General features: G+C 52.2%; 30 protein-coding genes, 1 tRNA gene and 29 other annotated features. Of the genes, 28 read left to right on the top strand and 3 right to left on the bottom strand.

Annotated elements, in window-relative coordinates:
* Nucleotides 1-52 precede the first annotated feature (52 nt).
* The 8 genes from STM2622 (at nt 53) to STM2615 (ending at nt 4,773) form a co-directional block, all read left to right on the top strand.
* Complete coding sequence (locus STM2622) at nt 53-346, top strand: Gifsy-1 prophage protein (RefSeq protein ID NP_461557.1); 294 nt, start codon at nt 53-55, stop codon at nt 344-346.
* 285 nt (nt 347-631) lie between these two features.
* Nucleotides 632-637 (top strand) — a ribosome-binding site (putative RBS for STM2621; RegulonDB:STMS1H002718).
* The gene (locus STM2621) for a Gifsy-1 prophage protein (protein NP_461556.1) occupies nt 632-871 on the top strand. Within the gene, nt 638-871 belong to an annotated coding region; the region does not span the whole gene. (Overlaps the previous feature by 6 nt.)
* 409 nt (nt 872-1,280) lie before the next feature.
* Nucleotides 1,281-1,286: a ribosome-binding site (putative RBS for STM2620; RegulonDB:STMS1H002717), on the top strand.
* Nucleotides 1,281-1,889 (top strand): Gifsy-1 prophage protein gene (locus STM2620; protein NP_461555.1). Within the gene, nt 1,287-1,889 belong to an annotated coding region; the region does not span the whole gene. (Overlaps the previous feature by 6 nt.)
* A 202-nt stretch (nt 1,890-2,091) precedes the next feature.
* Nucleotides 2,092-2,097 (top strand) — a ribosome-binding site (putative RBS for STM2619; RegulonDB:STMS1H002716).
* Nucleotides 2,092-2,709 (top strand): Gifsy-1 prophage protein gene (locus STM2619; protein NP_461554.1). Within the gene, nt 2,098-2,709 belong to an annotated coding region; the region does not span the whole gene. (Overlaps the previous feature by 6 nt.)
* Nucleotides 2,699-2,704 (top strand) — a ribosome-binding site (putative RBS for STM2618; RegulonDB:STMS1H002715). (Overlaps the previous gene by 6 nt.)
* Nucleotides 2,699-2,846 (top strand): Gifsy-1 prophage protein gene (locus STM2618; RefSeq protein ID NP_461553.1). Within the gene, nt 2,706-2,846 belong to an annotated coding region; the region does not span the whole gene. Before STM2619 ends, STM2618 begins: the two co-directional genes overlap by 11 nt.
* Nucleotides 2,836-2,841: a ribosome-binding site (putative RBS for STM2617; RegulonDB:STMS1H002714), on the top strand. (Overlaps the previous gene by 6 nt.)
* Nucleotides 2,836-3,520, top strand: a protein-coding gene (locus STM2617) for a Gifsy-1 prophage protein (RefSeq protein ID NP_461552.1). Within the gene, nt 2,843-3,520 belong to an annotated coding region; the region does not span the whole gene. Before STM2618 ends, STM2617 begins: the two co-directional genes overlap by 11 nt.
* 265 nt (nt 3,521-3,785) lie before the next feature.
* Nucleotides 3,786-3,791: a ribosome-binding site (putative RBS for STM2616; RegulonDB:STMS1H002713), on the top strand.
* Nucleotides 3,786-4,356, top strand: a protein-coding gene (locus tag STM2616) for a Gifsy-1 prophage (RefSeq protein NP_461551.1). Within the gene, nt 3,793-4,356 belong to an annotated coding region; the region does not span the whole gene. It overlaps the preceding feature by 6 nt.
* 343 nt (nt 4,357-4,699) lie before the next feature.
* Nucleotides 4,700-4,773, top strand: a tRNA-OTHER gene (locus STM2615).
* A 492-nt stretch (nt 4,774-5,265) separates the two neighbouring features.
* Here STM2615 and STM2614 read toward each other — a convergent pair.
* Nucleotides 5,266-5,958, bottom strand: a protein-coding gene (locus STM2614) for a Gifsy-1 prophage protein (protein NP_461550.1). Within the gene, nt 5,266-5,952 belong to an annotated coding region; the region does not span the whole gene.
* Nucleotides 5,953-5,958: a ribosome-binding site (putative RBS for STM2614; RegulonDB:STMS1H002711), on the bottom strand. It overlaps the preceding gene by 6 nt.
* Before the next feature lie 262 nt (nt 5,959-6,220).
* Nucleotides 6,221-6,226 (top strand) — a ribosome-binding site (putative RBS for STM2613; RegulonDB:STMS1H002710).
* Between STM2614 and STM2613 the strand changes: the two genes are divergently transcribed.
* The 3 genes from STM2613 to STM2611 all read left to right on the top strand — a co-directional run bounded on the left by STM2613 (nt 6,221) and on the right by STM2611 (nt 7,463).
* The gene (locus STM2613; protein ID NP_461549.1) for a Gifsy-1 prophage protein occupies nt 6,221-6,557 on the top strand. Within the gene, nt 6,228-6,557 belong to an annotated coding region; the region does not span the whole gene. It overlaps the preceding feature by 6 nt.
* Nucleotides 6,534-6,539 (top strand) — a ribosome-binding site (putative RBS for STM2612; RegulonDB:STMS1H002709). Its footprint overlaps the gene before it by 6 nt.
* The gene (locus tag STM2612) for a Gifsy-1 prophage protein (RefSeq protein ID NP_461548.1) occupies nt 6,534-6,993 on the top strand. Within the gene, nt 6,541-6,993 belong to an annotated coding region; the region does not span the whole gene. Before STM2613 ends, STM2612 begins: the two co-directional genes overlap by 24 nt.
* Before the next feature lie 11 nt (nt 6,994-7,004).
* Nucleotides 7,005-7,010: a ribosome-binding site (putative RBS for STM2611; RegulonDB:STMS1H002708), on the top strand.
* Nucleotides 7,005-7,463 (top strand): Gifsy-1 prophage protein gene (locus tag STM2611; RefSeq protein NP_461547.3). Within the gene, nt 7,011-7,463 belong to an annotated coding region; the region does not span the whole gene. It overlaps the preceding feature by 6 nt.
* A gap of 235 nt (nt 7,464-7,698) precedes the next feature.
* Here the strand turns inward: STM2611 and STM2610 are convergent.
* Nucleotides 7,699-8,113 (bottom strand): Gifsy-1 prophage protein gene (locus STM2610; protein NP_461546.1). Within the gene, nt 7,699-8,100 belong to an annotated coding region; the region does not span the whole gene.
* Nucleotides 8,108-8,113 (bottom strand) — a ribosome-binding site (putative RBS for STM2610; RegulonDB:STMS1H002707). It overlaps the preceding gene by 6 nt.
* A gap of 258 nt (nt 8,114-8,371) precedes the next feature.
* Nucleotides 8,372-8,377: a ribosome-binding site (putative RBS for STM2609; RegulonDB:STMS1H002706), on the top strand.
* Between the two features lie 9 nt (nt 8,378-8,386).
* Here STM2610 and STM2609 point away from each other — a divergent pair.
* From STM2609 to STM2600, 10 genes are all read left to right on the top strand, one after another.
* Complete coding sequence (locus STM2609) at nt 8,387-8,932, top strand: Gifsy-1 prophage protein (RefSeq protein NP_461545.2); 546 nt, start codon at nt 8,387-8,389, stop codon at nt 8,930-8,932.
* Nucleotides 8,897-8,902, top strand: a ribosome-binding site (putative RBS for STM2608; RegulonDB:STMS1H002705). It overlaps the preceding gene by 6 nt.
* Nucleotides 8,897-10,835 (top strand): Gifsy-1 prophage protein gene (locus tag STM2608; RefSeq protein NP_461544.1). Within the gene, nt 8,904-10,835 belong to an annotated coding region; the region does not span the whole gene. The genes STM2609 and STM2608 overlap by 36 nt, the downstream gene beginning before the upstream one ends.
* Nucleotides 10,811-10,816, top strand: a ribosome-binding site (putative RBS for STM2607; RegulonDB:STMS1H002704). Its footprint overlaps the gene before it by 6 nt.
* The gene (locus STM2607; RefSeq protein ID NP_461543.1) for a Gifsy-1 prophage protein occupies nt 10,811-11,022 on the top strand. Within the gene, nt 10,819-11,022 belong to an annotated coding region; the region does not span the whole gene. The genes STM2608 and STM2607 overlap by 25 nt, the downstream gene beginning before the upstream one ends.
* Nucleotides 11,013-11,018 (top strand) — a ribosome-binding site (putative RBS for STM2606; RegulonDB:STMS1H002703). Its footprint overlaps the gene before it by 6 nt.
* The gene (locus tag STM2606) for a Gifsy-1 prophage protein (RefSeq protein ID NP_461542.1) occupies nt 11,013-12,599 on the top strand. Within the gene, nt 11,019-12,599 belong to an annotated coding region; the region does not span the whole gene. Before STM2607 ends, STM2606 begins: the two co-directional genes overlap by 10 nt.
* Nucleotides 12,581-12,586 (top strand) — a ribosome-binding site (putative RBS for STM2605; RegulonDB:STMS1H002702). Its footprint overlaps the gene before it by 6 nt.
* The gene (locus tag STM2605) for a Gifsy-1 prophage protein (RefSeq protein ID NP_461541.1) occupies nt 12,581-14,085 on the top strand. Within the gene, nt 12,589-14,085 belong to an annotated coding region; the region does not span the whole gene. The genes STM2606 and STM2605 overlap by 19 nt, the downstream gene beginning before the upstream one ends.
* A 5-nt stretch (nt 14,086-14,090) precedes the next feature.
* Nucleotides 14,091-14,096 (top strand) — a ribosome-binding site (putative RBS for STM2604; RegulonDB:STMS1H002701).
* Nucleotides 14,091-14,445, top strand: a protein-coding gene (locus STM2604; RefSeq protein NP_461540.1) for a Gifsy-1 prophage protein. Within the gene, nt 14,098-14,445 belong to an annotated coding region; the region does not span the whole gene. Its footprint overlaps the feature before it by 6 nt.
* Before the next feature lie 47 nt (nt 14,446-14,492).
* Nucleotides 14,493-14,498 (top strand) — a ribosome-binding site (putative RBS for STM2603; RegulonDB:STMS1H002700).
* Nucleotides 14,493-15,528 (top strand): Gifsy-1 prophage protein gene (locus tag STM2603; RefSeq protein NP_461539.1). Within the gene, nt 14,500-15,528 belong to an annotated coding region; the region does not span the whole gene. (Overlaps the previous feature by 6 nt.)
* 50 nt (nt 15,529-15,578) lie before the next feature.
* Nucleotides 15,579-15,584, top strand: a ribosome-binding site (putative RBS for STM2602; RegulonDB:STMS1H002699).
* Nucleotides 15,579-15,945 (top strand): Gifsy-1 prophage protein gene (locus tag STM2602; protein ID NP_461538.1). Within the gene, nt 15,586-15,945 belong to an annotated coding region; the region does not span the whole gene. Its footprint overlaps the feature before it by 6 nt.
* 5 nt (nt 15,946-15,950) lie before the next feature.
* Nucleotides 15,951-15,956 (top strand) — a ribosome-binding site (putative RBS for STM2601; RegulonDB:STMS1H002698).
* The gene (locus STM2601) for a Gifsy-1 prophage protein (RefSeq protein NP_461537.1) occupies nt 15,951-16,339 on the top strand. Within the gene, nt 15,956-16,339 belong to an annotated coding region; the region does not span the whole gene. Its footprint overlaps the feature before it by 6 nt.
* A gap of 20 nt (nt 16,340-16,359) precedes the next feature.
* Nucleotides 16,360-16,365 (top strand) — a ribosome-binding site (putative RBS for STM2600; RegulonDB:STMS1H002697).
* Nucleotides 16,360-16,945, top strand: a protein-coding gene (locus STM2600) for a Gifsy-1 prophage (protein NP_461536.1). Within the gene, nt 16,367-16,945 belong to an annotated coding region; the region does not span the whole gene. It overlaps the preceding feature by 6 nt.
* A gap of 48 nt (nt 16,946-16,993) precedes the next feature.
* Here the strand turns inward: STM2600 and STM2599 are convergent.
* Nucleotides 16,994-18,256 (bottom strand): Gifsy-1 prophage protein gene (locus STM2599; RefSeq protein NP_461535.1). Within the gene, nt 16,994-18,244 belong to an annotated coding region; the region does not span the whole gene.
* Nucleotides 18,226-18,231 (top strand) — a ribosome-binding site (putative RBS for STM2598; RegulonDB:STMS1H002695). (Overlaps the previous gene by 6 nt.)
* Here STM2599 and STM2598 point away from each other — a divergent pair.
* The 7 genes from STM2598 (at nt 18,226) to STM2592 (ending at nt 24,276) form a co-directional block, all read left to right on the top strand.
* Nucleotides 18,226-18,634, top strand: a protein-coding gene (locus STM2598; RefSeq protein NP_461534.1) for a Gifsy-1 prophage protein. Within the gene, nt 18,233-18,634 belong to an annotated coding region; the region does not span the whole gene. The genes STM2599 and STM2598 overlap by 31 nt on opposite strands.
* Nucleotides 18,251-18,256 (bottom strand) — a ribosome-binding site (putative RBS for STM2599; RegulonDB:STMS1H002696). It overlaps the preceding gene by 6 nt.
* Nucleotides 18,634-18,639, top strand: a ribosome-binding site (putative RBS for STM2597; RegulonDB:STMS1H002694).
* Nucleotides 18,634-19,388 (top strand): Gifsy-1 prophage protein gene (locus tag STM2597; protein NP_461533.1). Within the gene, nt 18,642-19,388 belong to an annotated coding region; the region does not span the whole gene. It overlaps the preceding feature by 6 nt. The genes STM2598 and STM2597 overlap by 1 nt, the downstream gene beginning before the upstream one ends.
* Nucleotides 19,389-19,432: 44 nt before the next feature.
* Nucleotides 19,433-19,438: a ribosome-binding site (putative RBS for STM2596; RegulonDB:STMS1H002693), on the top strand.
* The gene (locus STM2596) for a Gifsy-1 prophage protein (protein NP_461532.1) occupies nt 19,433-19,834 on the top strand. Within the gene, nt 19,439-19,834 belong to an annotated coding region; the region does not span the whole gene. It overlaps the preceding feature by 6 nt.
* Nucleotides 19,825-19,830, top strand: a ribosome-binding site (putative RBS for STM2595; RegulonDB:STMS1H002692). Its footprint overlaps the gene before it by 6 nt.
* Nucleotides 19,825-20,169, top strand: a protein-coding gene (locus tag STM2595) for a Gifsy-1 prophage protein (RefSeq protein NP_461531.1). Within the gene, nt 19,831-20,169 belong to an annotated coding region; the region does not span the whole gene. Before STM2596 ends, STM2595 begins: the two co-directional genes overlap by 10 nt.
* Nucleotides 20,134-20,139, top strand: a ribosome-binding site (putative RBS for STM2594; RegulonDB:STMS1H002691). (Overlaps the previous gene by 6 nt.)
* The gene (locus tag STM2594; protein ID NP_461530.1) for a Gifsy-1 prophage protein occupies nt 20,134-23,236 on the top strand. Within the gene, nt 20,141-23,236 belong to an annotated coding region; the region does not span the whole gene. Before STM2595 ends, STM2594 begins: the two co-directional genes overlap by 36 nt.
* Nucleotides 23,231-23,236 (top strand) — a ribosome-binding site (putative RBS for STM2593; RegulonDB:STMS1H002690). Its footprint overlaps the gene before it by 6 nt.
* Nucleotides 23,231-23,568 (top strand): Gifsy-1 prophage protein gene (locus STM2593; RefSeq protein ID NP_461529.1). Within the gene, nt 23,239-23,568 belong to an annotated coding region; the region does not span the whole gene. Before STM2594 ends, STM2593 begins: the two co-directional genes overlap by 6 nt.
* A 1-nt stretch (nt 23,569) precedes the next feature.
* Nucleotides 23,570-23,575: a ribosome-binding site (putative RBS for STM2592; RegulonDB:STMS1H002689), on the top strand.
* Nucleotides 23,570-24,276, top strand: a protein-coding gene (locus tag STM2592) for a Gifsy-1 prophage protein (protein ID NP_461528.1). Within the gene, nt 23,578-24,276 belong to an annotated coding region; the region does not span the whole gene. (Overlaps the previous feature by 6 nt.)
* Nucleotides 24,277-24,402: the final 126 nt, after the last annotated feature.

Genomic DNA, 24,402 nt, shown 5'->3' with positions numbered 1-24,402 from the left:
AAAGCAAAAGCATTATTAGGTACAATCACACTAACTTTTTGTTGTTAATTATTTGATGAATTACGAGGATAAGCTCATGTATCAGCGAATGATTTTTGAAGAAGGAAAAGAGCCAAGGTTGTATTCAAGCCAACATGACTCCAAGTTTATCCCAATAAGTAATAACAATGGAAAAGTTCAAAAGGTTCCTGTTATGGAGCTCAAGGATACCAGAGGAGATGTTTTTTATGCTTACAACTATGCTTATTCTGGTAAAAAACCATCAAATGACGAAATCTATAAGGCTATTGATGAGCTAAAGCCAATCGGTGAAAAATTCGAAATGTCTAAGACTATAAGCGATTAGATAAATCTGTTTTCAACATTGCAGCAAAATCACAGGAAGATCGAGACAAAGTTAGCATGGCGATATATGGAAATGTCGGAGCAGAACACCAAGAAGTAAGCGTAATTTGAATGAATGTGAACCCGCCGAGTACGGGTTTTCTTTTATCTGAACCCGCTGCGGCGGGTTTTTTGCCTAAAATGTGATATGAAACAACACACTAGCCTTTGCAAAAAGTGCTATTCACCCCTTGAATATTCTTTCTAACAGGTATACTGTGTTTATATACAGTGGTTGAATGTAGAGGGAATTATGAGAATTGAACTTGTTATCAGCCGGGCAAAACAGCTTCCGGAAGGTGCCGTTCCTGCGCTTGAAAAAGAATTAATTACCCGTCTCCAGAATCAGTATGAAAACTGCAACTTAACCATCCGTCGAGGCAGTCAGGATGGTCTGAGTATCGTCGGTGCTGCTGATGGCGATAAAAAACGTATACAGAGCATTCTGCAGGAAACGTGGGAAAGCGCTGACGACTGGTTTTATTAACATTGCGCTTAATGCTGGCGCGCATTTTTCAGAATATCGCAATTTGCGTATCCCTTTGATGCTGCTGCCGACAATTTTTAACCGCGTCCGTGTGTCGCTCAGGGGGGTTACGTGGCAGAGGGAGTCCTATCAGATCTTGCTGATAATTTGCGGGTGACTATAACTGATGCTAAGGGAATAGAACTTTTGTCTTTTAGACTTGCATCAGGTGATCGCTATATCCTATCAACCCAAAACGGTTCTGTAACAAACCGAAAGCTATCAAGAGATGATTTGTACTGGTCTAAGGATACCATTATGGAAGTTGTCAGAGAGATGGGCTCTAATAATTGACTTAACAATAAGCACGCAATCATAATTATCGCACTGGCCTGAACAACCAGTAACCTGACAATTATGCGCCACGGAGAATACCATGGCGCACGAATTACAACTCATCAAGCAGTCATCTGGAATTCTGATCCCCGCTACGCCGGAGACCAGCGAAATTCTGCAGTCAAAAATTAAACTCGGCGCCGTGCTGGTGGCTGAGTTCCGTCAGGTGAGGAATCCTGCATTCCATCGCCGCTTTTTCGCGTTGCTTAATCTTGGGTTTGAATACTGGGAACCTACCGGCGGCGCCATTTCTGCCAATGAGCGCAAACTGGTAAACGGTTATGCAAAGTTTCTCGCTGCATATGGCGGGAATGAAAGCGCATTACTGGATGCGGCTGAACAGTATCTGGAACAGATTGCAAACCGCCGGGTAACAAACGGGATTAGCCTGTGTAAATCATTCGATGCCTACCGCGCATGGGTGACGGTTGAGGCTGGTCACTATGACGCCATCCAGTTACCGGACGGCACCCTTCGCAAACATCCCCGCAGCATCGCTTTTTCCAGCATGGATGAGGTCGAATTTCAGCAGTTGTATAAATCCGCGCTTGATGTTCTCTGGCGCTGGATTTTATCACGTACATTCCGTACTCAGCGCGAGGCCGAGAACGCCGCCGCCCAGCTCATGAGCTGGGCGGGGTGATGGCGATGAAATACTCCTGGTTCCATCATCATGACTGCACAACCGAGCAGGCCGACACGCTGATATCGGATTATCAGAAGCGGGGCATAAGGACAGGAAAGAGCCTGAACCCTGACTTCATTACCTGGACTGTCAGCGCGAAATTACCTGAATATGCACACCGGGTGCGGACGCCAAAATCCTTACGCCAAAAGGTCTGGGGGTGAGCATGGCTAAATTACCGCGCCGTAAGTGCGCAAACAAAGAATGCCGCCAGTGGTTTCACCCGATACGCGAGGGGCAGATCGTTTGCTCGTACCAGTGTGCCAGCGCCGTCGGCAAAGAACAAACCAGAAAAGCTCGCGAAGCCGCGCAACGTAAGGCGCAATCCCTTCAGCGCGCCGCTGAGAAAAAAGAACGCGCCGCCTGGCGCCAGCGGAAAGCCGCGGTTAAGCCGCTGAAGCACTGGATTGACTTGACGCAGCGCGCCGTAAATGACATTTGCCGTGAAACCGAACTGGCAGAAGGACTCGGTTGCATCTCCTGTGGAACGAAGACGGCGTTCGCATGGCATGCAGGCCATTACAGGAGTACGGCCGCCGCCGGGCATCTGCGCTTTACTCGCTTCAACATCCATCTTCAGTGTGATGTCTGCAACGTCTACAAATCAGGGAACATCGAAGCATATCGTACCGCGCTGGTTGAGCGTTACGGTGAGGCGGCGGTGCTGGCACTCGAGAACAATAACACCCCGCACCGCTGGACGGTCGAGGAGCTGAAGGAAATCAGGCTCGCGGCTCTGGCGGATCTGCGTGCGCTAAAAAAGCTGGAGGCCGCATGAAACCAGAACTGATCGAGATACTCCGCATGCGCTGGCAGCGCCTCCGCATATACCGCCGTCCGGGGTCGGTGTTGGTTGACTACCGCATCCTGCGCAATTTTGTTCGTATTTATCAGTTCACAGGATTTACTCAATGAACACTCAATACCTCCAGTATGTACGTGAGCAGCTAATGGTAGCGACAGCCGATTTAAGCGGGGAGACTAAAGGGCAGCTTTTGGCCTGGCTGGAGAACGCGCAATTCGACACGAAAAACTATCCCCGAAAAAAACAGCGTATCTGGGACGAGGAAACAGAAAGCTGGATAACGTTAAATAACCCGCCAATCCCCGGCAAGCAGTCGCTGGCGAAAGGAAGCGCTATCCCGCTGGTGAAGCCTGTGGAATATTCCACTGCCTCATGGCGCCGGGCGGTTCTTTCACTCGATGAACACTACAAGGCGTGGTTGTTGTGGAATTACAGTGAGAATACCTGCTGGGAACACCAGGTCGAAATAACACAGTGGGGCTGGAGTGCGTTTGCGGCGCAACTCGACGGAAAGAAGATGGCCGGTAAAACACAGGAACGACTCCGGGCATTAATCTGGCTGGCGGCACAGGATGTCAAATCTGAATTAGCCGGGCGTGAGGTTTATCAATATAAAGAGTTAGCGGGACTGGTAGGCGTTAGCGAAAAGAACTGGTCAGAAACCTTCACCAGACACTGGCTGACCATGCGCGCGATATTTCTGCGTCTTGATCAGGCGTCTCTTTTGAGTGTATCGGAGTCGCGTTCGGAACAGGTGGCTTTCAACCTATACGCACTTAATTGACACAAACAGTTATCCGGGGCTATATTCCCAGTACGCCAGCAAAATCTGGCGTCGGGATTGGCGTCCCGGAATTTCACCGCGACAGAGACACGCCGCGAGCGTGTTTTTTATTGTCGTTTGTATACGCGCATTTGAATTATGGTGGGGCGTATGGGGGAGCCGAAAGGCTCGCCGGTCGGTGATCTGGTTACGCCAACCCTGTACGTCTCACCACCCAATCCGATTGGCGTCGGCGGTGGTGATAAACAAAACAATCACCGGAGGGCGTCATTATGACCACTCAAATCTCTGTCGAAACTCTTTCCCCGATTACCCATAACCAAATTCCCGTTATTACTACCGAACTTTTGGCGCACTTATACGGCACAAAAATCAAAAACATTTCTGATAACTTTCTGAACAACACCACGCGATTCGTTGTAGGAAAGCATTTTTTTAAAATTGAAAAAAACGAATTACGCGAGTTCAAGAACAGACCCGAAACAATCGGGTTAGTTGGTAAAAATGCCCGTTCCCTAATCCTCTGGACAGAACGCGGCGCTGCCCGCCACGCCAAGATGCTCGAAACAGATCAGGCTTGGGAGGTGTTCGAAAAACTGGAGGATTGCTATTTCAGTCAGACACTACCATCGCCAACACGCCAGGTTCAGCCTGCCGTCGACATGCTTAACATCGACCTTCTGATTAAGATCCGCGATGGTAACGTCAAAGACATTCGGCAGGTTGGTCTAGACATGTTCGTTGGAAAAGTAGAGCAGATATTGAGCGGATTACGCGATAGCGGCTGGATAGTCATTAAAAGGGATTTGCTTGCTGAGAAGCTGGCGACGTGGTGATTGCAAAACTGGATTAAAACGGCTATATTTTATGTAAATCTGATATCGTCGCCATAGCTTCAATCGTCGACCAAACAAATTCAAGCCTCGCCATCGTGCGGGGTTTTCCATTTCTAAGTCTGCCAATCGGTATTTTTTGCGCTATGTACAACGCAATACAACCATAGAGCCTTTCAGAAGTGCGTCATTGGGAATTATCAGTATGACTTTTTTCTGCGATGCTATAGTTAATATGGCATTTGATAATGCTCTCGATACTGAAAACACTGGGTGGGGATACACCCGTTTCGCAGAGACAACTGCATGACCCATGACCAGTGGACTTCACTGGTCAATTTTTTCCGCCATTAGCTCAACTGGAAAGAGCACGGAGCTTCTACCTCTGTGGTTCGGGGTTCGAATCCTCGATGGCGGACCAGAGAAATACTTCATTGATGATTTAGTATTTCTAACGCCAACCTGCAATCCCAATAGCTAAACTCCTCTTAAGAAGAGGAGAGATTAGAATGAAAGAAGGCTTCTACTGGATACAGCACAACGGCAGGGTTCAGGTTGCTTACTACACCCACGGCGTAACCGAGGACCTGGAAACTGGTCAGACTATTATTGGTGTCTGGCATCTGACGCAGGGCGATGACATTTGTCACAACGGAGAGGCTGAGATTCTGGCGGGACCGTTAGAACCTCCAATTTAATACATATTCCATTTGAGGCTGCCATTCGGCGGCCTTTTTTATTTCCCCTCATAACTGAGAGGACCCACACAACCAGAGGGGGATGAATGTCCGATCCGATTTCCGGTACTGGGTTAGCAGGTGGCATCCTGACAGGAGCCAGTGTCTATGGACTGCTGACCTGAACTGGTTACTGTGTTGTAGCATCGTGGGATTTTGCATTTTTTGATGAGTGTCAATTACTAGATTCGTAGGCGATTCTTGGTGGTGATGTGTGACCCATCTCTTTTAAAATGATATTGGTATACTCGACTACCGGGCCTCTTGGATTGTTATCTTCTTTGTCCTGAAGGTGAGTCAACGCGTGTACTACTTCATGAATAAATGAGCGTGTTGTATCAAATGGTTGTGGGCCATCATTACTTTCATAACACTCTGGTATTGAATCATCGTCTGTATCATCCAGGTTGAGGGCAATCACTTTTCTGCCTTCTGAACTCTCCAGGTCTTCATCAGTTACGGTAGTACCAAAGTTTTCTCCGGCTCCCAGCAACCAGCGTTGTTCTACATCATGCAATTCCTGGTCGTAGGCATAATTCATCAGTCTGCGGAATGTCCCGCTTTGAGTGTATGCATCTTCAAGTATGCGTGATAGTACCTCACGGCATTCATCATAGGTATCATCATCAATTTCGATATCAGGGTCCATTCCTCCTGGTCCAGAGATAAGGTATTCAGCAAGACACATTGGTTCCAGCCTGGCTTTATCATCGGTAGCAAGACCATCATGTTGGAGGCGTAATTGCGAAGGATTATCTTGGTGTTCTGGAAGGTCTGGAAATACCTTGCTGTCATGAGGATTGGATAATCCATATATTGACATCATATTATTGATAAATATTGGTTTAATTCCTGCTGGCATGATGAGTTACACATCCTTTTTATTACATGGAATTAACATTCTATAAATAGCATGTTTTTGTCAAACAGAATTCACTCAGCACGCAATCAATTAAGCTAAAAGCTAAATTTGCAGTATTTGTGCCTCACCTCCATTAAAATTGTACTCTGCGTGATTTTACTTTCAGATTCTGCAACCACAGGCAATCCTGTTTTACAAGATATTAAACCCTGCAACCCAACCATTTCACTCACTCTAGTTACCATCCGAAATCATCGGAGGTGAGGCTTATGAAAATGAATGACAAGACTCCTGAATTCTGGGCTGCGGTTTTGACCGGACTCAAAAATGCGTGGCCCCAGATACTTGGGGCGTTAATGGCCGGACTCATTGCCTACGGCCGACTGATATACGACGGCGCCACCCGTAAAAATAAATGGCTTGAGGGCGTCCTGTGTGGCGCTCTTTCCTTATGTGTCACCAGTGCGCTTGATGTGGTAGGCCTGCCGGTTTCCATTTCGCCTTTCGTTGGCGGAATTATTGGCTTTGTCGGTGTGGACAAGCTGCGCGAAATCGCAATTAGCGCACTCAAAAAACGTGCAGGGGTTAATGATGAGAATCAGTGAAAAAGGCATTACCCTAATCAAAGAGTTTGAAGGTTGTAGCCTGAAAGCTTATCCGGACCCGGGAACGGGGGGAGATCCCTGGACGATTGGTTATGGCTGGACCCACTCTGTTGACGGTAAGCCAGTTAAGCCCGGAATGATGATTGACGAGGCTACTGCCGAGCGCTTGCTTAAAACTGGTTTAGTCGGTTATGAAAATGATGTGTCCAGACTGGTTAAGGTCAAGTTGACGCAAGGCCAGTTTGATGCGCTGGTGTCGTTCGCGTACAACCTCGGCGCCCGGACATTATCCACATCAACTCTGCTGCGGAAGCTAAACGCTGGTGATTACGCTGGCGCCGCTGATGAGTTCCTGCGCTGGAATAAGGCTGGTAGCAAGGTACTGAACGGGCTTACCCGTCGGCGTGAGGCGGAGCGTGCTCTGTTCCTGTCATGATGTTCAACTGGAAAACGATGTTTGTTGGCCTGTTGCTCGTCTCGCTAATTGTTGCCGGTCGGCTGGCAAATCACTACCGCAATAACGCTATCACTTACAAGTACCAGCGTGATACTGCTACTCACAACCTGAAGCTGGCGAACGAGACAATTACCGATATGACGAAGCGCCAGCGTGACGTTGCCGCCCTCGATGCAAAATACACAAAGGAACTAGCTGATGCACAAAACAGGAATACTGATTTGCAGCGCCGCCTTGCTGCTGGTAGCCGGGTGCGTGTCGAAGGACGCTGTACAGTGCCAACCACAACCACAACCAAAACCGCCAGTACCCGCCGCGTGGGCAATGCTGCCACCGTCGAACTCTCTCCAGTTGCTGGACAAAACGTTCTCGATATCCGCGCCGGAATCATCAGCGATCAGGAAAAACTGAAGTATTTGCAGGAGTACATCCGGACGCAGTGCAAATAAAAAATTCCCGCAGGAGGGAAAAGGAGCTTACCTGCGGGGGAGTTTCAGAAATGCATAAACATGACAATGTCTCTGGGTCTGCGTACTACCACATCGCGTTTTTATCGTACTGATATAAGCCAGTTTTCGTACACCTCAAAAACGTAACCAGACGCTAAAAACTGGTACACCTCATGAAATAACCCAGTGGCTGAAAAGTTTGGTGTTGGAACGAACCCCCTGACCAGGCTGGCATTTATTTTATCTGAATATTGACGCTGTATTTTTTCGCTTTGTTTTTACGAGCTTCATTACGTGTCTGAAGTACTTTCAGTTCGTATTTTCCGGACGCCGGTAGCGTGTACTGGCCATTGCCATCCAGTTCAGATGAATATCTGGACAGGTCAACGGAATCGCTAATTCCTGGCCCGAACAGGTAGGTATCTGCGCCTTCATTCGAAATACTTACATGTACTTTCTGCCCCTTTCTGGCCTGGAAGTTATATGTATCGTAATCGTATCCCTTTATTACGCCGGAATAGCGGGCGCTATTTTGTCCTTTATCGAATTCGACATTCACGTTTTTACCAGTTGCAAAGCCAGCTGAGGTTAGCAGTGCAAAAAGAAAAACAGTTTTAGCAATACTCTTGAATTTCATATGTAAGACCCTCAGTCAGCGTTAAAATGATTAATTGTTATATTGTAACAATAACTGTTCGGTTTTTTCCAGGGTCCTTTCCGGGAATTCTGCCTGTTACGGGGCGGCAGCGTCGCAGGATTTCACTCCTTATGAAAATTTTCAGAGAAAAGCCAGATCCGTTCTTCTTATTGTTTATTTCCTGTTTTTAAAGGTTTTTTTAGAAAAAAAGAAAGGATCTGCTGGATAACGTTTTTAGTTAAAAACGAAGATCGCAGATCCTTTCCTGTTTCCGGGAGACTTTTCCATGAACGTGAATAAAAAAAAACTGGCTGAAATTTTTGGTTGTGACGTCAGAACTGTCACAGCCTGGCAAAGCCAGGGGCTGCCACTTGTTTCCGGAGGAGGAAAAGGTAACGAAGCAGTGTTCGACACCGCGGCAGCGATTTCATGGTACGCGGAGCGTGATGCGTCTATTGAAAATGAAAAGCTGCGTAAAGAGGTTGATGATTTACGTGCCGCTGCGGAATCAGATCTTAATCCCGGCACCATCGACTATGAGCGCTACCGCCTGACAAAAGCCCAGGCGGATGCGCAGGAACTTAAAAATGCTGAGCGCGAAGGGCTGGTTCTTGAGACCGAACTGTTCACCTACATCCTGCAACGGGTGGCTCAGGAAATAGCAGGGATACTGTCAAGGGTACCGCTGGTATTACAGCGCAAATATCCTGATCTGTGCCAGTCGCACATCGATGTGGTCAGAACGGAAATCGCCAGGGCGTCAGGCAGGGCCGCCACGATAGCGGATGTGGAGAAGTGGACCGATGATTTCCGGAGAGCGCAGGGCGAATAATGCCAACAGAGCCATAACTAACGGGCTGATAGCGCTTCATATTCCCGTACCGCTTACCACCGTGCAGTGGGCTGATGAGTATTACTATCTGCCAAAAGAGTCCTCCTACACCCCCGGCAAATGGGAAACGCTGCCGTTTCAGGTAGCGATAATGAACGCGATGGGGTATGAACTGATCCGCGTTGTAAACCTCATTAAGTCTGCCCGCGTGGGCTATACCAAAATGTTGCTGGGGGTGGAAGGCTATTTCATAGAGCACAAGTCGCGCAACAGCCTGCTGTTCCAGCCGACCGACTCATCCGCTGAGGATTTTATGAAATCCCACGTGGAGCCGACTATCAGGGATGTTCCTGTATTGCTGGAGCTGGCCCCCTGGTTCGGGCGTAAACATCGTGATAACACGCTTACCCTGAAACGCTTTTCTTCCGGTGTCGGGTTCTGGTGCCTCGGCGGTGCAGCAGCCAAAAACTACCGTGAAAAATCGGTGGATGTGGTCTGCTATGACGAATTGTCATCTTTTGAGCCGGATGTCGAGAAAGAAGGTTCGCCGACGCTGCTGGGGGATAAACGTATTGAAGGTTCTGTCTGGCCTAAATCCATTCGGGGCTCCACACCAAAAGTCAAAGGGTCATGCCAGATTGAAAAGGCGGCAAATGAATCGGCGCATTTTATGCGTTTTTATGTACCGTGTCCGCATTGTGGCGAAGAACAGTACCTTAAATTCGGTGATGGCAGTACGCCGTTCGGTCTGAAATGGGAGAAAAGCAAGCCGGAGACGGTGTATTACCTTTGTGAACATAATGGATGCGTGATCCGTCAATCGGAACTTGATCAGAAAGCAGGCCGCTGGATTTGCGATAACACAGGCATGTGGACACGCGATGGACTGGCTTATTTCAGCGCGTCCGGTGAGGAGGTTCCGCCGCCACGATCCATTACCTTTCATATCTGGACGGCTTACAGTCCCTTTACCACCTGGATACAGATTATTTATGACTGGCTGGATGCGCTGAAAGATCCAAATGGTGTGAAAACCTTTATAAACACCACGTTGGGCGAGCCTTATGAAGAGGCGGTGGCCGAAAAACTCAGCCATGAGCTTTTGCTGGAAAAAGTGATTCATTATGCGGCGCCGGTTCCGGAGCGGGTGGTGTATCTGACCGCTGGTATCGACTCCCAGCGTAACCGTTATGAAATGTATGTCTGGGGCTGGGCGCCGGGCGAAGAGGCTTTCCTTATTGATAAGCAAATTATCATGGGACGGCATGATGATGAAGATACCCTGCAGCGTGTGGATGCCGTCATTAATAAAAAATATCGTCATGCTGACGGGACGGATATTTCCATTTCCCGTATCTGCTGGGATATCGGCGGTATCGATGCAGAAATCGTCTATAAACGCTCAAAAAAACACGGCATTTTCCGCGTGCTGCCTGTCAAAGGGGCCTCCGTTTACGGAAAACCCGTTATTACCATGCCTAAAAAACGCAACCAGAGCGGGGTATTCCTGTGCGAAATCGGTACTGATACTGCCAAAGAAATGCTTTACGCCAGAATGGGGGCGGTTACTGCGCCTGCCGACGAAGCCACGCCTTATGCGATCCGCTTTCCGGATAATCCGGATGTTTTTACGGAGGTGGAAGCGAAGCAACTGGTAGCCGAAGAGCTGGTGGAGAAACTGGTTAACGGAAAATTCCGGCTGTTATGGGATGCCAAAGGACGTCGTAACGAAGCGCTGGATTGTCTTGTCTATGCCAGTGCAGCGTTACGGGTGTCTGTGCAGCGCTGGCAACTGGATCTGGAGGCGCTGGCGACATCAAGGAAAAGCGAAGAGCAGGATACCCCGACACTTGAACAACTGGCCGCAATGCTGGCAGGAGGAGTTAATGGCAACAATCACTGAGCTACAGGAAGCCCGCGTCGCGCTGCATGACCTGATGACGGGAAAACGGGTGGCGACGGTTCAGAAAGACGGGCGACGGGTTGAATTTACCGCGACATCGGTAGGGGATCTGAAAAAATATGTCGCGGAACTTGAGGCGTCACTGTGCAATGGTCGCCGCCGGGCACCTGTGGGGGTGAGACTGTGAAGCGCACCCCGGTTCTGGTGGATGTTCACGGCACGCCGCTGCGGGAAAGTCTGGGATACACCGGCGGGGGGATCGGTTTCGGCGGACAGATGGCTGACTGGATGCCCCCGGCGGAAAGCGTGGATGCCGCGCTGCTGCCTTCGTTGCGCCTCGGCAATGCGCGGGCTGATGATCTGGTCCGTAATAATGGTATTGCAGCAAATGCGGTGGCGCTGCACAAGGATCATATTGTCGGACACCTGTTTCTTATCAGCTATCGTCCAAACTGGCGCTATCTTGGTATGCGTGAGAGCGCAGCGAAGAGTTTTGTGGATGAGGTTGAAGCTGCATGGACAGAATATTGCGATGGTATTTTTGGCGAAATGGATGCCGAGGGGAAGCGTACTTTTACAGAGTTCATCCGTGAAGGCGTGGGCGTTCACGCCTTTAATGGTGAAATTTTTCTCCAGCCTGTCTGGGACGCTGAAACCACGCAGGTTTTCCGTACCCGATTCAAGGCTGTCAGTCCGAAACGGGTGGACACGCCGGGGTATGCCCGCGGAAACCGCCAGCTTCGCGCAGGAGTGGAAACGGACCGGAATGGAAAAGCCCTCGCCTATCATGTCTGTGATGATGACTGGCCGGTGGCTGGTGGGGAACGCTGGACCCGTATTCCTCGTTTTCTGCCGTCCGGACGACCCGCGATGTTACATATTTTCGAGCCGGTTGAGGACGGACAGACGCGCGGTGCCAATCAGTTTTACAGTGTGATGGAGCGGCTGAAGATGCTTGATACCCTGCAGGCAACGCAGCTTCAGTCCGCGATTGTCAAAGCCATGTACGCCGCCACGATCGAAAGCGAACTCGATTCCGAGAAAGCCTTTGAATACATCACGGCGGCAGATAACAAAGATACGCCCCTTGTTAACATGCTGGCAAATTATGCCCGCTATTACAGTACCAACAGTATCAAACTGGGCGGTGTAAAAATTCCCCACCTGTACCCGGGTGATGAGCTGAATCTGCAGACTGCGCAGGATTCCGATAATGGCTTTTCAGCGCTGGAGCAGGCGCTGCTCCGGTATATTGCCGCCGGGCTGGGGGTCTCTTATGAGCAGCTTTCGCGTGATTATTCTCAGGTCAGCTATTCCAGCGCCCGCGCATCTGCCAATGAGTCCTGGCGCTATTTCCTGGGGCGGCGCCGGTTCATTGCCGGACGGCTGGCGACACAAATGTTTTCCTGCTGGCTGGAGGAGGCGCTGATACGGGGAGTTATCCGGGCACCCCGGGCCAGGTTTTCCTTCTGGGAGGCCCGATCCAGCTGGAGCCGCTCGGAGTGGATTGGTGCCGGACGTATGGCGATTGACGGACTCAAGGAGGTTCAGGAATCCGTGATGCGTATTGAGGCCGGGCTGAGTACCTATGAAAAAGAACTCGCCATTATGGGCGAGGATTACCAGGAGATATTCCGCCAGCAGGTCAGGGAATCCGAAGAACGGCGGGCAGCCGGACTTTCGCGTCCGGTATGGATCACTGATACCTATCAACAACAGATCGCGGCGAGCCGTCAGACGGAGGAGGAAAAGCGTGCAACGTAATCTCTCGCACATCATCAGCCAGGCAACCAGTGCTCCGTTGCTGCTTGAACCCGCCTATGCGCGGGTTTTCTTTTGCGCGCTGGGCAGGGAGTCAGGCATTAACAGCCTGCACATTCCCGGTAATAACGAAAGTCTGGATCAGTCGGATATGGCACTGGTCACAGGCGATTTTATGGCGACCGGAAAGCCGCAGGCACGTTTTTATCAGGTAGTGAACGGTATTGCGGTATTACCCGTGACCGGAACACTGGTTCATAAACTCGGCGGAATGCGTCCCTTTTCAGGGATGACCGGATATGACGGTGTCACTGCCCGGCTACAACAGGCGGTTTCAGATCCGGAGGTAAAAGGCATTCTGCTGGATATTGACAGTCCCGGCGGTCAGGCTGCCGGGGCGTTTGACTGTGCTGACATGATTTACCGGATGCGCGAACAGAAACCTGTCTGGGCACTGGCAAATGAAACAGCCTGTTCGGCGGCCATGTTGCTGGCGGCAGCCTGTTCGCACCGCCTTGTGACCCAGACGTCCAGAATGGGATCAATTGGTGTGGTGATGGCGCATACCAGCTACGCCGAAAAACTGAAACAGGAAGGGATCGATATCACCCTTATCTATTCTGGCGCACACAAGGCTGATCTGACGCCCAGCCAGAAATTACCGGAAAGTGTCTATGCCGACTACCAGCAGCGAATGGACGAGGCCAGAAAGATGTTTGCAGAAAAAGTGGCCCGGTACACGGGGTTGTCTGTCGATGCGGTAATGGCGACGGAGGCGGCAGTGTATGACGGGCAGGCCATTATCACTACCGGACTGGCAGATGGAATGGTGAATGCTGCTGACGCCATCGGCGTGATGGCAGAAGCTATCAACAGTAACAAGACAGGAGGCACTATGCCTGAATTAAGTGCAGCTGACGCTGTCACGCAGGAAAACCAGCGCGTAATGGGAATTCTGGGTTGCCCGGAGGCCAGGGGGCATGAGGCACTGGCACAGATGCTGGCCGGGCAGCCGGGAATGAGCGTTGCTCAGGCGAAGTCTATTCTGGCTGCCGCCGCGCCGGCGGACACGACCAGCACCGCTGACCGTATCCTTGCCCTGGAAGAAGCTGGTGGTCGGGAAACACTCGCACAGACACTGGCGGCCATGCCAGAGATGACGGTGGAACAGGCCAGAACCATTCTGGCAGCATCGCCGATCGCTGCGGCAACGTCACTTCATGATGCCGTGATGGCGCTTGATGAGGCGAAAGGCCGTGAAGAGTTGGCGGAAAAACTGGCTGTCATGCCTGGTATGACCACAGATCAGGCCCGTGACCTGCTGGCTGCCGCGCCGGACAAATCCGGTAATGCGGGGCTGAGCATGAACAACGCATTTGATGCTTTCATGCAGTCTCATTCCCCGGGCCCCATATCCGGCGGCAAAGGCCACAGTAATGATACCGAAACGACGTTGTTGATGAGTATTCCCGGTACTTCAGCCACCTGATAAGGAGACAGTATGTCATTTACCACCACTATTGAGAAACGTGCGGATAACCGCATTTTCGCCGGTAACGATCCGGCACATACCGCAACGGGAGTCAGCGGGATAACGGCGGCCACACCGATGCTGACGCCCCTGATGCTGGATGATACCACCGGGAAACTGGTGGCCTGGGACGGGCAGAAGGCCGGAACGGCGGTCGGGGTTCTGGCCCTTGAGCTGGACGGGTCGGAAAACCTGCTGACGTACTGGAAGAGCGGCACCTTTGCCACAGAATCACTGGCATGGCCGAAGAGTGTGGATGCCATTAAGCAGGCAAATGCATTCGCCGGAAGCGCCGTCAGTCACGCCGCTTTACCGTAATAAGAAGGCCGCGAAGCGGCCTTTATCGTATTTAACGTCCGGAGGACACCATTTATGGGATTGTTTACCACCCGCCAGTTGCTGGGTTATACCGAGCAGAAAGTTAAATTTAACCCACTCTTCCTGAGCCTGTTTTTTCGCCGTACTGTGACATTTCCTACCCAGGAAGTCATGCTGGACAAAATTACCGGAAAAACACCGATTGCCGCTTATGTATCTCCGGTGGTTGGAGGGAAGGTTCTGCGTAACCGCGGCGGGGAAACGCGCGTACTGCGTCCGGGGTATGTCAAACCGAAGCATGAAGTTAACTATGCGCAGGTTGTTGAGCGTCTGCCGGGTGAAGACCCGGCCAGGCTTAACGATCCGGCCTACCGTCGTCTGCGCATTCTGACCGATAACCTGAAGCAGGAAGAGAAGGCCATCGTCCAGGTGGAGGAGATGCAGGCCGTCAGTGCGGTGCTGAACGGGAAATACACCATGCAGGGCGAGCAGTTTGACACCGTGGAGGTGGATTTTGGTCGCTCCGCCGGGAATAACATTATTCAGGCCACAGGTAAAAAATGGTCAGAGCAGGACAGGGAAACCTTTGACCCGACTTATGATCTGGATATGTACTGCGACCAGGCATCCGGTCTGATCAATATTGCCGTGATGGACGGGAAAGTCTGGCGTCTGCTGAACGGTTTTAAGCTGTTCCGTGAAAAACTGGATACACGCCGCGGTTCAAATTCTCAGCTGGAAACGGCGGTGAAGGACCTTGGGGCTGTGGTGTCGTTCAAGGGGTATTACGGAGATTTGGCCATTGTGGTGGCTAAAACATCCTATGTTGCTGATAACGGGACCGAAAAGCGTTACCTGCCTGAAGGGACTCTGGTTCTGGGAAATACGGCGGCAGAAGGTATCCGCTGCTATGGTGCCATTCAGGATTCACAGGCGCTCGCGGAGGGTATTGTTGCCGCCACCCGTTATCCCAAACACTGGCTGACGGTGGGGGATCCGGCGAATGAATATACCATGACGCAGTCTGCGCCGCTGATGGTCCTGCCGGACCCGGATGAGTTTGTCATTGTCACTGTCGGTTAAGCATCCCAAAAGGCCTGATTCAGGCCTTTATTGTTACAAATTGCGGGAGGATCTTTTATGGCAACAAAAGAAGAGAATATACAGCGTCTGCGGGAGCTTGCGACGCGGCTTGGTCGTGATCCGGATGTGTCCGGGAGCGCCGCTGAACTCAGCCAGCGTGTCATGGAATGGGAAGAGGAAGCGGAGGCGGAGCATTTGCCTGCTGTGGAAAATGACAGTGATGAATCCATAGTGCCGCCCGGGATCGGGCAAAGATCCGAACGGGTACTTATCAGGGCGCTTCGTACACTACACATCTGCGCCATCGATCCGGACAGTAACCGGGAACTGGATATGGTTATGGCGGGAAACCCGGCGCGTATTTCGCAACACGATGTGGACGAGCTGATTGCTGCAGGACTTATTATTGAACTGTAAGGGTGGCGATATGTCGCAGTCCGAAAACCTGTTTGATACCGCGATTTCTCAGGCTGATGATGCCATCCTCCGGGTGATGGGAACGGTAGCAACAATAACCTCCGGCGTTCTGGCAGGGGCCACGCTTACGGGCGTATTTGACGATCCTGAAAGTGTGTCGTATGCCGCCGGAGGTGTCCGGATTGAGGGAGACAAGCCTACATTTTTTGTCAAAACATCCCTGACAGTCCATCTGAAGCGCCCGGACACACTAACCATTCTCGGTGACACCTTCTGGGTGGATCGCATCACTCCGGCTGGTGGAGACAGCAGTATTATTCTGCTGGGCAGGGGGACGCCGCCGACGGATAACCGGCGCAGGACGGGAGGAATGTTTGACTGCTCCCCGGCCTAAAGGCCGGGGTTTCCCGGAGGCATTCTGATGAAAGGGCTTGAAAATGCGATCCGGAATCTGAACAGCCTTGACCGACAGATGGTTCCCCGGGCCAGTATCTGGGCTGTGAATCGCGTGGCGCAGAAAGCTGTTTCAGTGGCAACCCGTAAGGTGGCGCGGGAGACTGTCGCCGGAGATAACCAGGTAAGAGGACTTCCGCTGAAGCTGGTTCGCCAGAGGGTGAGGTTATTTAAAGCCGGTACAGACGGTAAACGCTCTGCCCGGATACGGATTAACCGGGGAAACCTTCCCGCCATAAAGTTGGGCGCTGCACAGGTCAGGATGAGCAAACGGAGGGGCAAACTGCTGTATCGCGGAAGTGTGCTTAAAATCGGGCCATATCTGTTCCGGGATGCCTTTATTCAGCAACTGGCTAACGGACGCTGGCATGTTATGCGACGCGTTAACGGGAAAAACCGTTATCCAATCGATGTAGTGAAAATTCCTCTTTCCGGACCATTGACTCAGGCATTCGAAAGCGCCACACAAAGCTTGATTGACGAGGAAATACCGAAGCAACTGGGGTATGCCCTGAAACAACAACTGAGGCTTTATCTTTCACGTTGACTGCTCCCCGCCCTGAAGGACGGGGATTCCCACTTCAACGAGCCGAATCTAAGCCGCTTTGAGCGATTCAGGATTTACAGGCTCTCCGTGGGCTAACACTGCCAGCCCGGCAGCTTTGATATTACGTGCCGCGTTAACGTCCCGGTCGTGGTCAGTTCCGCACTCAGGGCACTGCCATTTACGAACATCAAGAGGCATTTTTTTCATGATGAAACCGCAACAGCTACAGCGTTTTGAGGACGGGAAAAACTGGTCAATGGCTACCACTGACCGCCCCGCCCATTCGCCTTTGTACCGGAGCTGGCGCACAAGTTCGCCCCAGCTCGCGTCTGCTATTGCTTTGGATAGCGACGGGTTGCGGATCATGTTCCTCACTTTCAGGGATTCGACGCATACAACTTGGTTATCGTTAATCAGTTTGCGGGTGGCCTTGTGCAGGGCATCCAGTCGGCAATCAGCAATTTTCGCGTGGAGTCGGGCTACCTTTAAGTGGGCTTTGGCGCGGTTCTTTGAGCCTTTGGCCTTTTTGCTTAACCGGCGCTGGAGTAGTGCCAGGCGAGCCGCGTATTTAGCGGTATGGCGGGGATTGCCGGACCTGAATCCGGTATCGGTGACGAACAAATCTTTTAAACCAACATCAATGCCGACCATTGAAGAGGTGATCGGCAGTGATGCGGGTTCAAATTCGCAAAGGCACGAAACAAAGTACCGCCCTGCGGCATCTTTGGAAATGGTGACGGTAGACGGCACGGACGGCAGCGGACGACTCCAGCGCACGTCTAAGGGGATTTTGTTCTTTGCCATGTACAGCTTGCCGTCGCGGTATTTAAACGCGCTCGCAGTGAACTCAGCCGCCTGCTTGTGCCGTTTGCTTTTGAAAGCCGGATATGCAGCCCGTCCGGCGAAGAAGTTAGCAAAGGCGGTTTGTTGGTGGCGCAAAGACTGCTGGAGGGGAACGCAGGAAACGTCGTTAAGCCAGGCAAATTCTGGCTCCTTTTTCAGCGCCGTAAGGCGAGCGTTGGCCTGTAGGTAACCGATCTTTTCCTTTCGCTCGTAGTACGCATCGGTACGCCAGCGGAGGATGGAGTTGTAGACGAAACGCACACAACCGAACGTCTGAGCTAAAAGCTCAGCCTGCTCAGTCGTGGGGTAAAACCGGTATTTATATGCGCGTTTCATGGCTTCACATATTAAAGAGGAAAATGTGATTATGCAAAAGACAGTTAGCCGGAAAACCGCCTCCTTTCCTCCCCGGCCTTCAGGCCGGGGAGGAAAGGAGGCATTCTGATGAGCAAACACACATTAATCCGCCGGGCCGTTCTGGAAAAGCTGGAATCCGTGACTGGCGCACCTGTCACTCTTTTTGATGGACTTCCTGCTTTCGTAGAACAGGAAGATTTACCCGCAATAGCTGTCTGGCTGACAGACGCACAGTATACAGGCCTTATGACCGATGAGGATGACTGGCAGGCTACTCTCCATACGGCAGTTTTTCTGAGGGCTCAGGCTCCTGATACAGAGCTTGATATCTGGATGGAAGAAAAAATCTTTCCTGCGCTGGAAGAGGTTAGTGGTCTGGAGCGCCTTATCGATACCATGACCCCGCTGGGTTATGACTACCAGCGTGACAGCGAAATGGCAACGTGGGGGATGGCAGAAATTACTTACCGGATCACCTATACCAACTGAGGAGGATATGATGGGAACACCAAACCCACTGGTAAAAACGAAAGGCGCCGGAACCACATTCTGGCTGTATACCGGCAGCGGCGATGCGTTTAAAAATCCACTGGCTGATGATGACTGGCTGCGACTGGCAGGTATTAAGGATCTGCAGCCCGGAGAAATGAGTGCAGATGCGGAAGACGATGACTATCTTGATGATGAAAATGCCGACTGGAAAAGCACTACGCAGGGGCAGAAAAGCGTCGGTGACACCACGGCCACGCTGGCCTGGAAACCCGGTGAGACCGGACAGAAAAAACTGGTTGAGCTGTTTGACACCGGCGAAGTTCGCGCCTTCCGTATCAGGTATCCTAACGGGACGGTTGATGTGTTCCGCGGCTGGCTGAGTTCACTGGGTAAAACCGTGACGTCCAAAGAGGTGATGACACGCAGCGTAAAAATCACCGGCGTCGGGCGTCCTTCTCTTGCGGAGGAGGATACACCTGACGTAGTCAGCGTATCCGGCGTGACCGTTGCGCCGGCCAGTGCCACGGTGGCTGCCGGAGCCACCACCACGCTGACATTTACGGTAAAACCTGATAACGCGTCAGATAAAACGCTGCAGGTTGCGACCGCCGATCCGCTGATCGCCACCGTCACGCTGAAGGATAATGTGGCCACGGTTAAAGGCGTGAAGGCGGGCAGCGTGAATATTGTTGGTATCAGCAGTGACGGCAGTCTTGTCGCGGTGGCAGCAGTGACAGTGACGGCGTCATAACCCTCTCTTATCAGTCCGCCCCGGTTCCGGGGCTTCTATGGAAAATCATCATGTTTCTCAATACAGACACCTTTAACTACGGTGGGCATTCCATCGTGCTCAGTGAGCTTTCTGCCCTGCAACGTGTGGATTATCTGAAGTTTATTCAGCAGCGGACGGCAGACTATGACGCACAGCCTGAAACCCTGACGGAAGCAGAGCGTCAGACAGAATTTATGCAGATGGGGGTGGATATTAATGCATGGCTGGTATCCCGCTCCCTGTGTGAAAGCAAAAAAGAGGAGGAGGCCCGCGCCCTGTATGAGTCCGTCAGACTGGAATGGTCTTATGAGGCGCTGGGACGTGGCGCTGATATGGTTCTGTCCCTGAGTGGTATGCGTCTTCCGGCATCGCAGGAAGACGACAGCGGGAGTGAAAAGGACACGACCACGCCGGAAAAGTCCTGAACCGGGAGCTGGCGTTTGTGATGCGGCTCGCGCGTGAGTTCCGGCGACCAGACTGGCGGCAGATGCTGGCGGAAATGAGTGCGACAGAGCTGGGTGAGTGGGCGGAGCATTTCGGGAAGAACAGCTTCAGTGACATGTTGCTGGATGCGGAGTTTGCAACGCTGAAATCGCTGATTTCCGGACTGGTTACAGGCACGCATCACGATGCAGAAATGTTCAGCCTGATCACTGATCCTGAGTCGTTGCACGAAAAAACGGATGATGAACTGATGATCCTGGGCGAAGGTATTACCGGAGGTGTCCGCTATGGACCAGATAGCGAACCTGGTCATTGATTTAAGTATCGACAGCGCAGAGTTCCGAAACGAAGTTCCGCGCATTAAAAAATTGCTGAACGATGCGGCTGGTGACTCAGAACGTTCAGCGGCCCGGATGCAGCGTTTTCTGGATAAGCAGACGGAGGCGACGCGCCGGACGTCCGCCAGTCTGGAGCAAGTGACTGCCAGCAGTACCGCGTACAGTTCCGCTGTGGAGAAAAGCGCAGCGGCCAGTACGCGTCTGGCGGCGGATGTGGATCAGACGCGACAGCGGGTGGAGGCACTGGGAAGGAAACTGCGTGAGGAACAGGCGCAGTCAGCGGCTGTGGCGGCAGCACAGGACAGGACAAGTGCTGCTTTTTACCGCCAGATTGACAGTGTAAAACAGTTAAGCGGTGGTCTGCAGGAGCTGCAGCGTATCCAGGCGCAGGTACGACAGGCGAAAGGACGCGGAGATATCTCACAGGGCGATTATCTGGCGCTGGTGTCTGAAACCGCCAGGAAGACCCGTGAGCTTACCGATGCCGAAGCGCTGGCCACGCAGAAAAAAGCACAGTTTATACGCCGCCTGAAAGAGCAGACGACGGTACAGGGCCTCTCCCGTACCGAGCTGCTGCGGGTGAAGGCGGCTGAACTGGGTGTCAGTAGCGCCGCAGATATTTATATCCGTAAACTGGAGCGTACCGGAACTGCCACCCATACGCTAGGACTGAAAAGCGCTGCTGCCCGTCGTGAACTGGGCGTGCTGGCTGGTGAGCTGGCCCGTGGGAATTTCGGGGCACTGCGGGGAAGTGGTATCACGCTCGCTAACCGCGCCGGGTGGATCGAGCAACTGATGTCTCCGAAGGGCATGATGCTCGGCGGGCTGGCTGGCGGCGTGGCTGCTGCTGTTTACGGGCTGGGCAAGGCCTACTATGAAGGCGCTAAGGAAAGCGAGACGTTCAATAAACAGCTTATTCTGACCGGGAGTTATGCCGGAAAAACCACAGGCCAGCTTAATGCGATGGCGAAGTCGCTCGCCGGAAATGGCGTCACGCAGCACGATGCTGCAGGCGTGCTGGCACAGGTGGTCGGTAGCGGAGCGTTTACCGGGCAGGCAATGGCAATGGTATCCCGTACCGCGACCAGAATGCAGGAAAACGTGGGACAATCAGTGGATGAAACCATCCGCCAGTTTAAACGCCTGCGGGATGATCCGGTGAATGCGGCGAAAGAACTGGACAGGACACTGCATTTTCTGACAGCCACCCAGCTTGAACAAATCAGGGTACTGGGCGAGCAGGGAAGAGTGGCTGATGCCGCGAAAATTGCCATGTCCGCGTATTCGGAAGAAATGAATAAGCGGATGGGGGACGTACACGACAATCTGGGCTGGATTGAAAGAGCATGGAATGCTGTCGGTGATGCGGCGAAGTGGGCATGGGATCGGATGCTGGATATCGGGCGGGAAGACACGCTCGATGAAAAGATCGCGACACTGCAGGAAAAAATCGCGCGCGACAGAAAAACGCCCTGGACGGTGTCTTCTTCCCAGACTGAATACGATCAGCAGCAGCTGAACGAACTTCAGGAACAGAAACGCCAGAAGGACCTGCTGGATGCGAAGGCGCAGGCAGAGCGTAATTATCAGGAAACGCAGAAACGTCGGAACGAGCAGAACGCCGCGCTGAACCGGGATAATGAAACTGAATCCCTGCGGCACCAACGGGAGGTGGCGCGCATTACCGCCATGCAGTATGCCGATGCTGCTGTACGCAATGCCGCACTGGAGCGCGAAAATGAACGTCATAAAAAGGCGTTGTCACAACAGGCGAAAAAGCCAAAGACTTACCACAACGACGAGGCCAGGCGACTGCTTTTGCAGTACAGCCAGCAACAGGCGCAGACTGAAGGGCAGATTACCGCCGCGAAGCTTTCCACGACCGAAAAAATGACGGAAGCGCATAAGCAGCTTTTGTCATTTCAGCAGCGCATCGCTGATTTGTCCGGTAAAAAACTGACGGCGGATGAACAAAGCGTACTGGCACATAAGGATGAAATTGCGCTTGCGCTACAGAAGCTGGATATCTCACAACAGGATTTGCAACACCAGAATGCCCTTAATGAACTGAAGAAAAAGACGCTCACATTGACCAGCCAGCTCGCTGACGAAGAATCCCGCGTCAGGCAACAGCACGCAATGGCGCTGGCCACAATGGGTATGGGCGATCAGCAACGTGGCCGATACGAAGAGCGTCTGAAAATTCAGCAGCACTACCAGGAACAACTGGAGCAGCTTAAACGCGACAGCAAGGCAAAAGGGACATACGGTTCTGACGAATATCGTCAGGCGGAGCAGGCGCTGAAGGGCAGTCTCGATCGCCGGCTGGCTGAGTGGGCGGATTACAATGCGAAAGTTGACGCTGCGCAGGGAGACTGGACGCTGGGGGCGTCGCGGGCGCTGGATAACTTTCTGGCGCAGGGCGGCAATGTGGCAGGCATGACGGAGAACGTTTTCACAAACGCATTTAACGGCATGGCGGACAGTATCGCGAATTTTGCCGTGACCGGAAAGGGCAGTTTCCGGAGCCTGACGGTCTCCATCCTGGCTGACCTTGCAAAAATGGAGGCACGTATTGCGGCTTCTAAACTGTTGGGTTCAGTGCTGGCAATGTTCGGCTTTGGCACATCGGCAGGCGGCAGTACACCATCAGGGGCATACAGTTCTGCGGCGCTGTCGGTTATTCCGAATGCGGACGGCGGCGTGTACCGTTCGGCAGGACTCAGCCAGTACAGCGGCAGCATTGTTAATCGCCCGACATTTTTTGCTTTTGCCAAAGGTGCCGGGGTGATGGGCGAGGCAGGACCGGAGGCAATATTACCACTTCGTCGTGGTGCTGACGGTAAGCTGGGTGTCGTGGCAGCCGGTTCAGGAGGGATGGCGATGTTTGCGCCTGAGTACAACATTGAAATCCACAACGACGCCGGCAACGGACAGATTGGTCCGCAGGCATTACAGGCCGTATATAACATTGGAAAAAAAGCCGCCATTGATTTCTGGCAACAGCAGTCGCGTGACGGGGGTATTGCTGGAGGAGGGCGATAACAATGGAAACATTTAACTGGAAGATCCGCCCTGATATGACAGTGGAATCAGAACCAAAAGTCACCTCCATAAAACTGGGTGACGGGTATGAACAACGGCGTCCAGCCGGGCTGAACAACCATCTGGCGAAGTATAACGTAACGGTCCGGATTCGTAAGGGAGAACATCAGAACCTTGAGGCATTTTTATCCCGCCACGGTGGAGTGAAATCCTTTCTCTGGACGCCGCCTTATACCTGGACACAAATTCGGGTGATTTGCCGCAAATGGTCGATTAACGTTGGCTCTCTTTGGGTGACTGTGACCACGACTTTTGAACAGGTTGTTATCTGAGGAGGAGTGATGCAGGACATTTCGCAGGATACGCTGAACGAATCCGCTAAACTGGCGCAGTCCGCCAGGATCACTTTGTGGGAAATCGATCTGACACAGTCTGGCGGTGATCGTTATTTTTTTTGTAACGAGGCAAATGAAAAGGGGGAGGCGGTTACCTGGCAGGGACGGAAATATGACGTTTATCCTGTAGACGGTTGCGGATTTGAAATGAACGGCAAAGGCGCAGCTGCGCGCCCGTCACTGAAGGTATCCAATCTTTACGGTATGGTGACCGGAATGGTGGAGGATTTGCATAGCCTGGTTGGGGCGACGGTCATCCGCAGGATAGTATATGCCCGGTTTCTCGATGCCGTGAATTTTCAAAACGGCAACCAGGAGGCTGACCCGGAGCAGGAATCCGTAAGCCGATGGGTGATCGAGCAGTGCAGTGATCTGACGGCGGTAAGTGCGACATTTGTCCTGGCAACACCGACTGAAACGGACGGATGTGTCTTCCCCGGGCGAATTATGCTGGCCAATACCTGTACATGGATATACCGCTCTGACGAATGCGGTTATACGGGACCAGCTGTCGCAGATGAATTTGATAACCCTACCGCCGATCCGGCAAAAGATGCCTGCAGCCGCTGCGCCCGGGGATGCGCCCTGCGTAACAATACCGGAAACTTTGGCGGTTTCCTCTCCATTAATAAACTTTCACAGTAAATCATCATGAAAGAACAGGATATTCTGGCGCACGCCCGACGGTGTGCGCCTGCGGAGTCGTGCGGCTTCGTGGTGAGAACACAGGCGGGAGAACGGTATCTCCCCTGTGTGAATATTTCTGCCGCG

Source organism: Salmonella enterica subsp. enterica serovar Typhimurium str. LT2, from assembly GCF_000006945.2.
In the GTDB taxonomy this organism is placed as follows: Bacteria; Pseudomonadota; Gammaproteobacteria; order Enterobacterales; family Enterobacteriaceae; genus Salmonella; species Salmonella enterica.
Note: the sequence above shows the minus strand (reverse complement) of the source record. Positions and strands in the feature narration are given on the sequence as shown.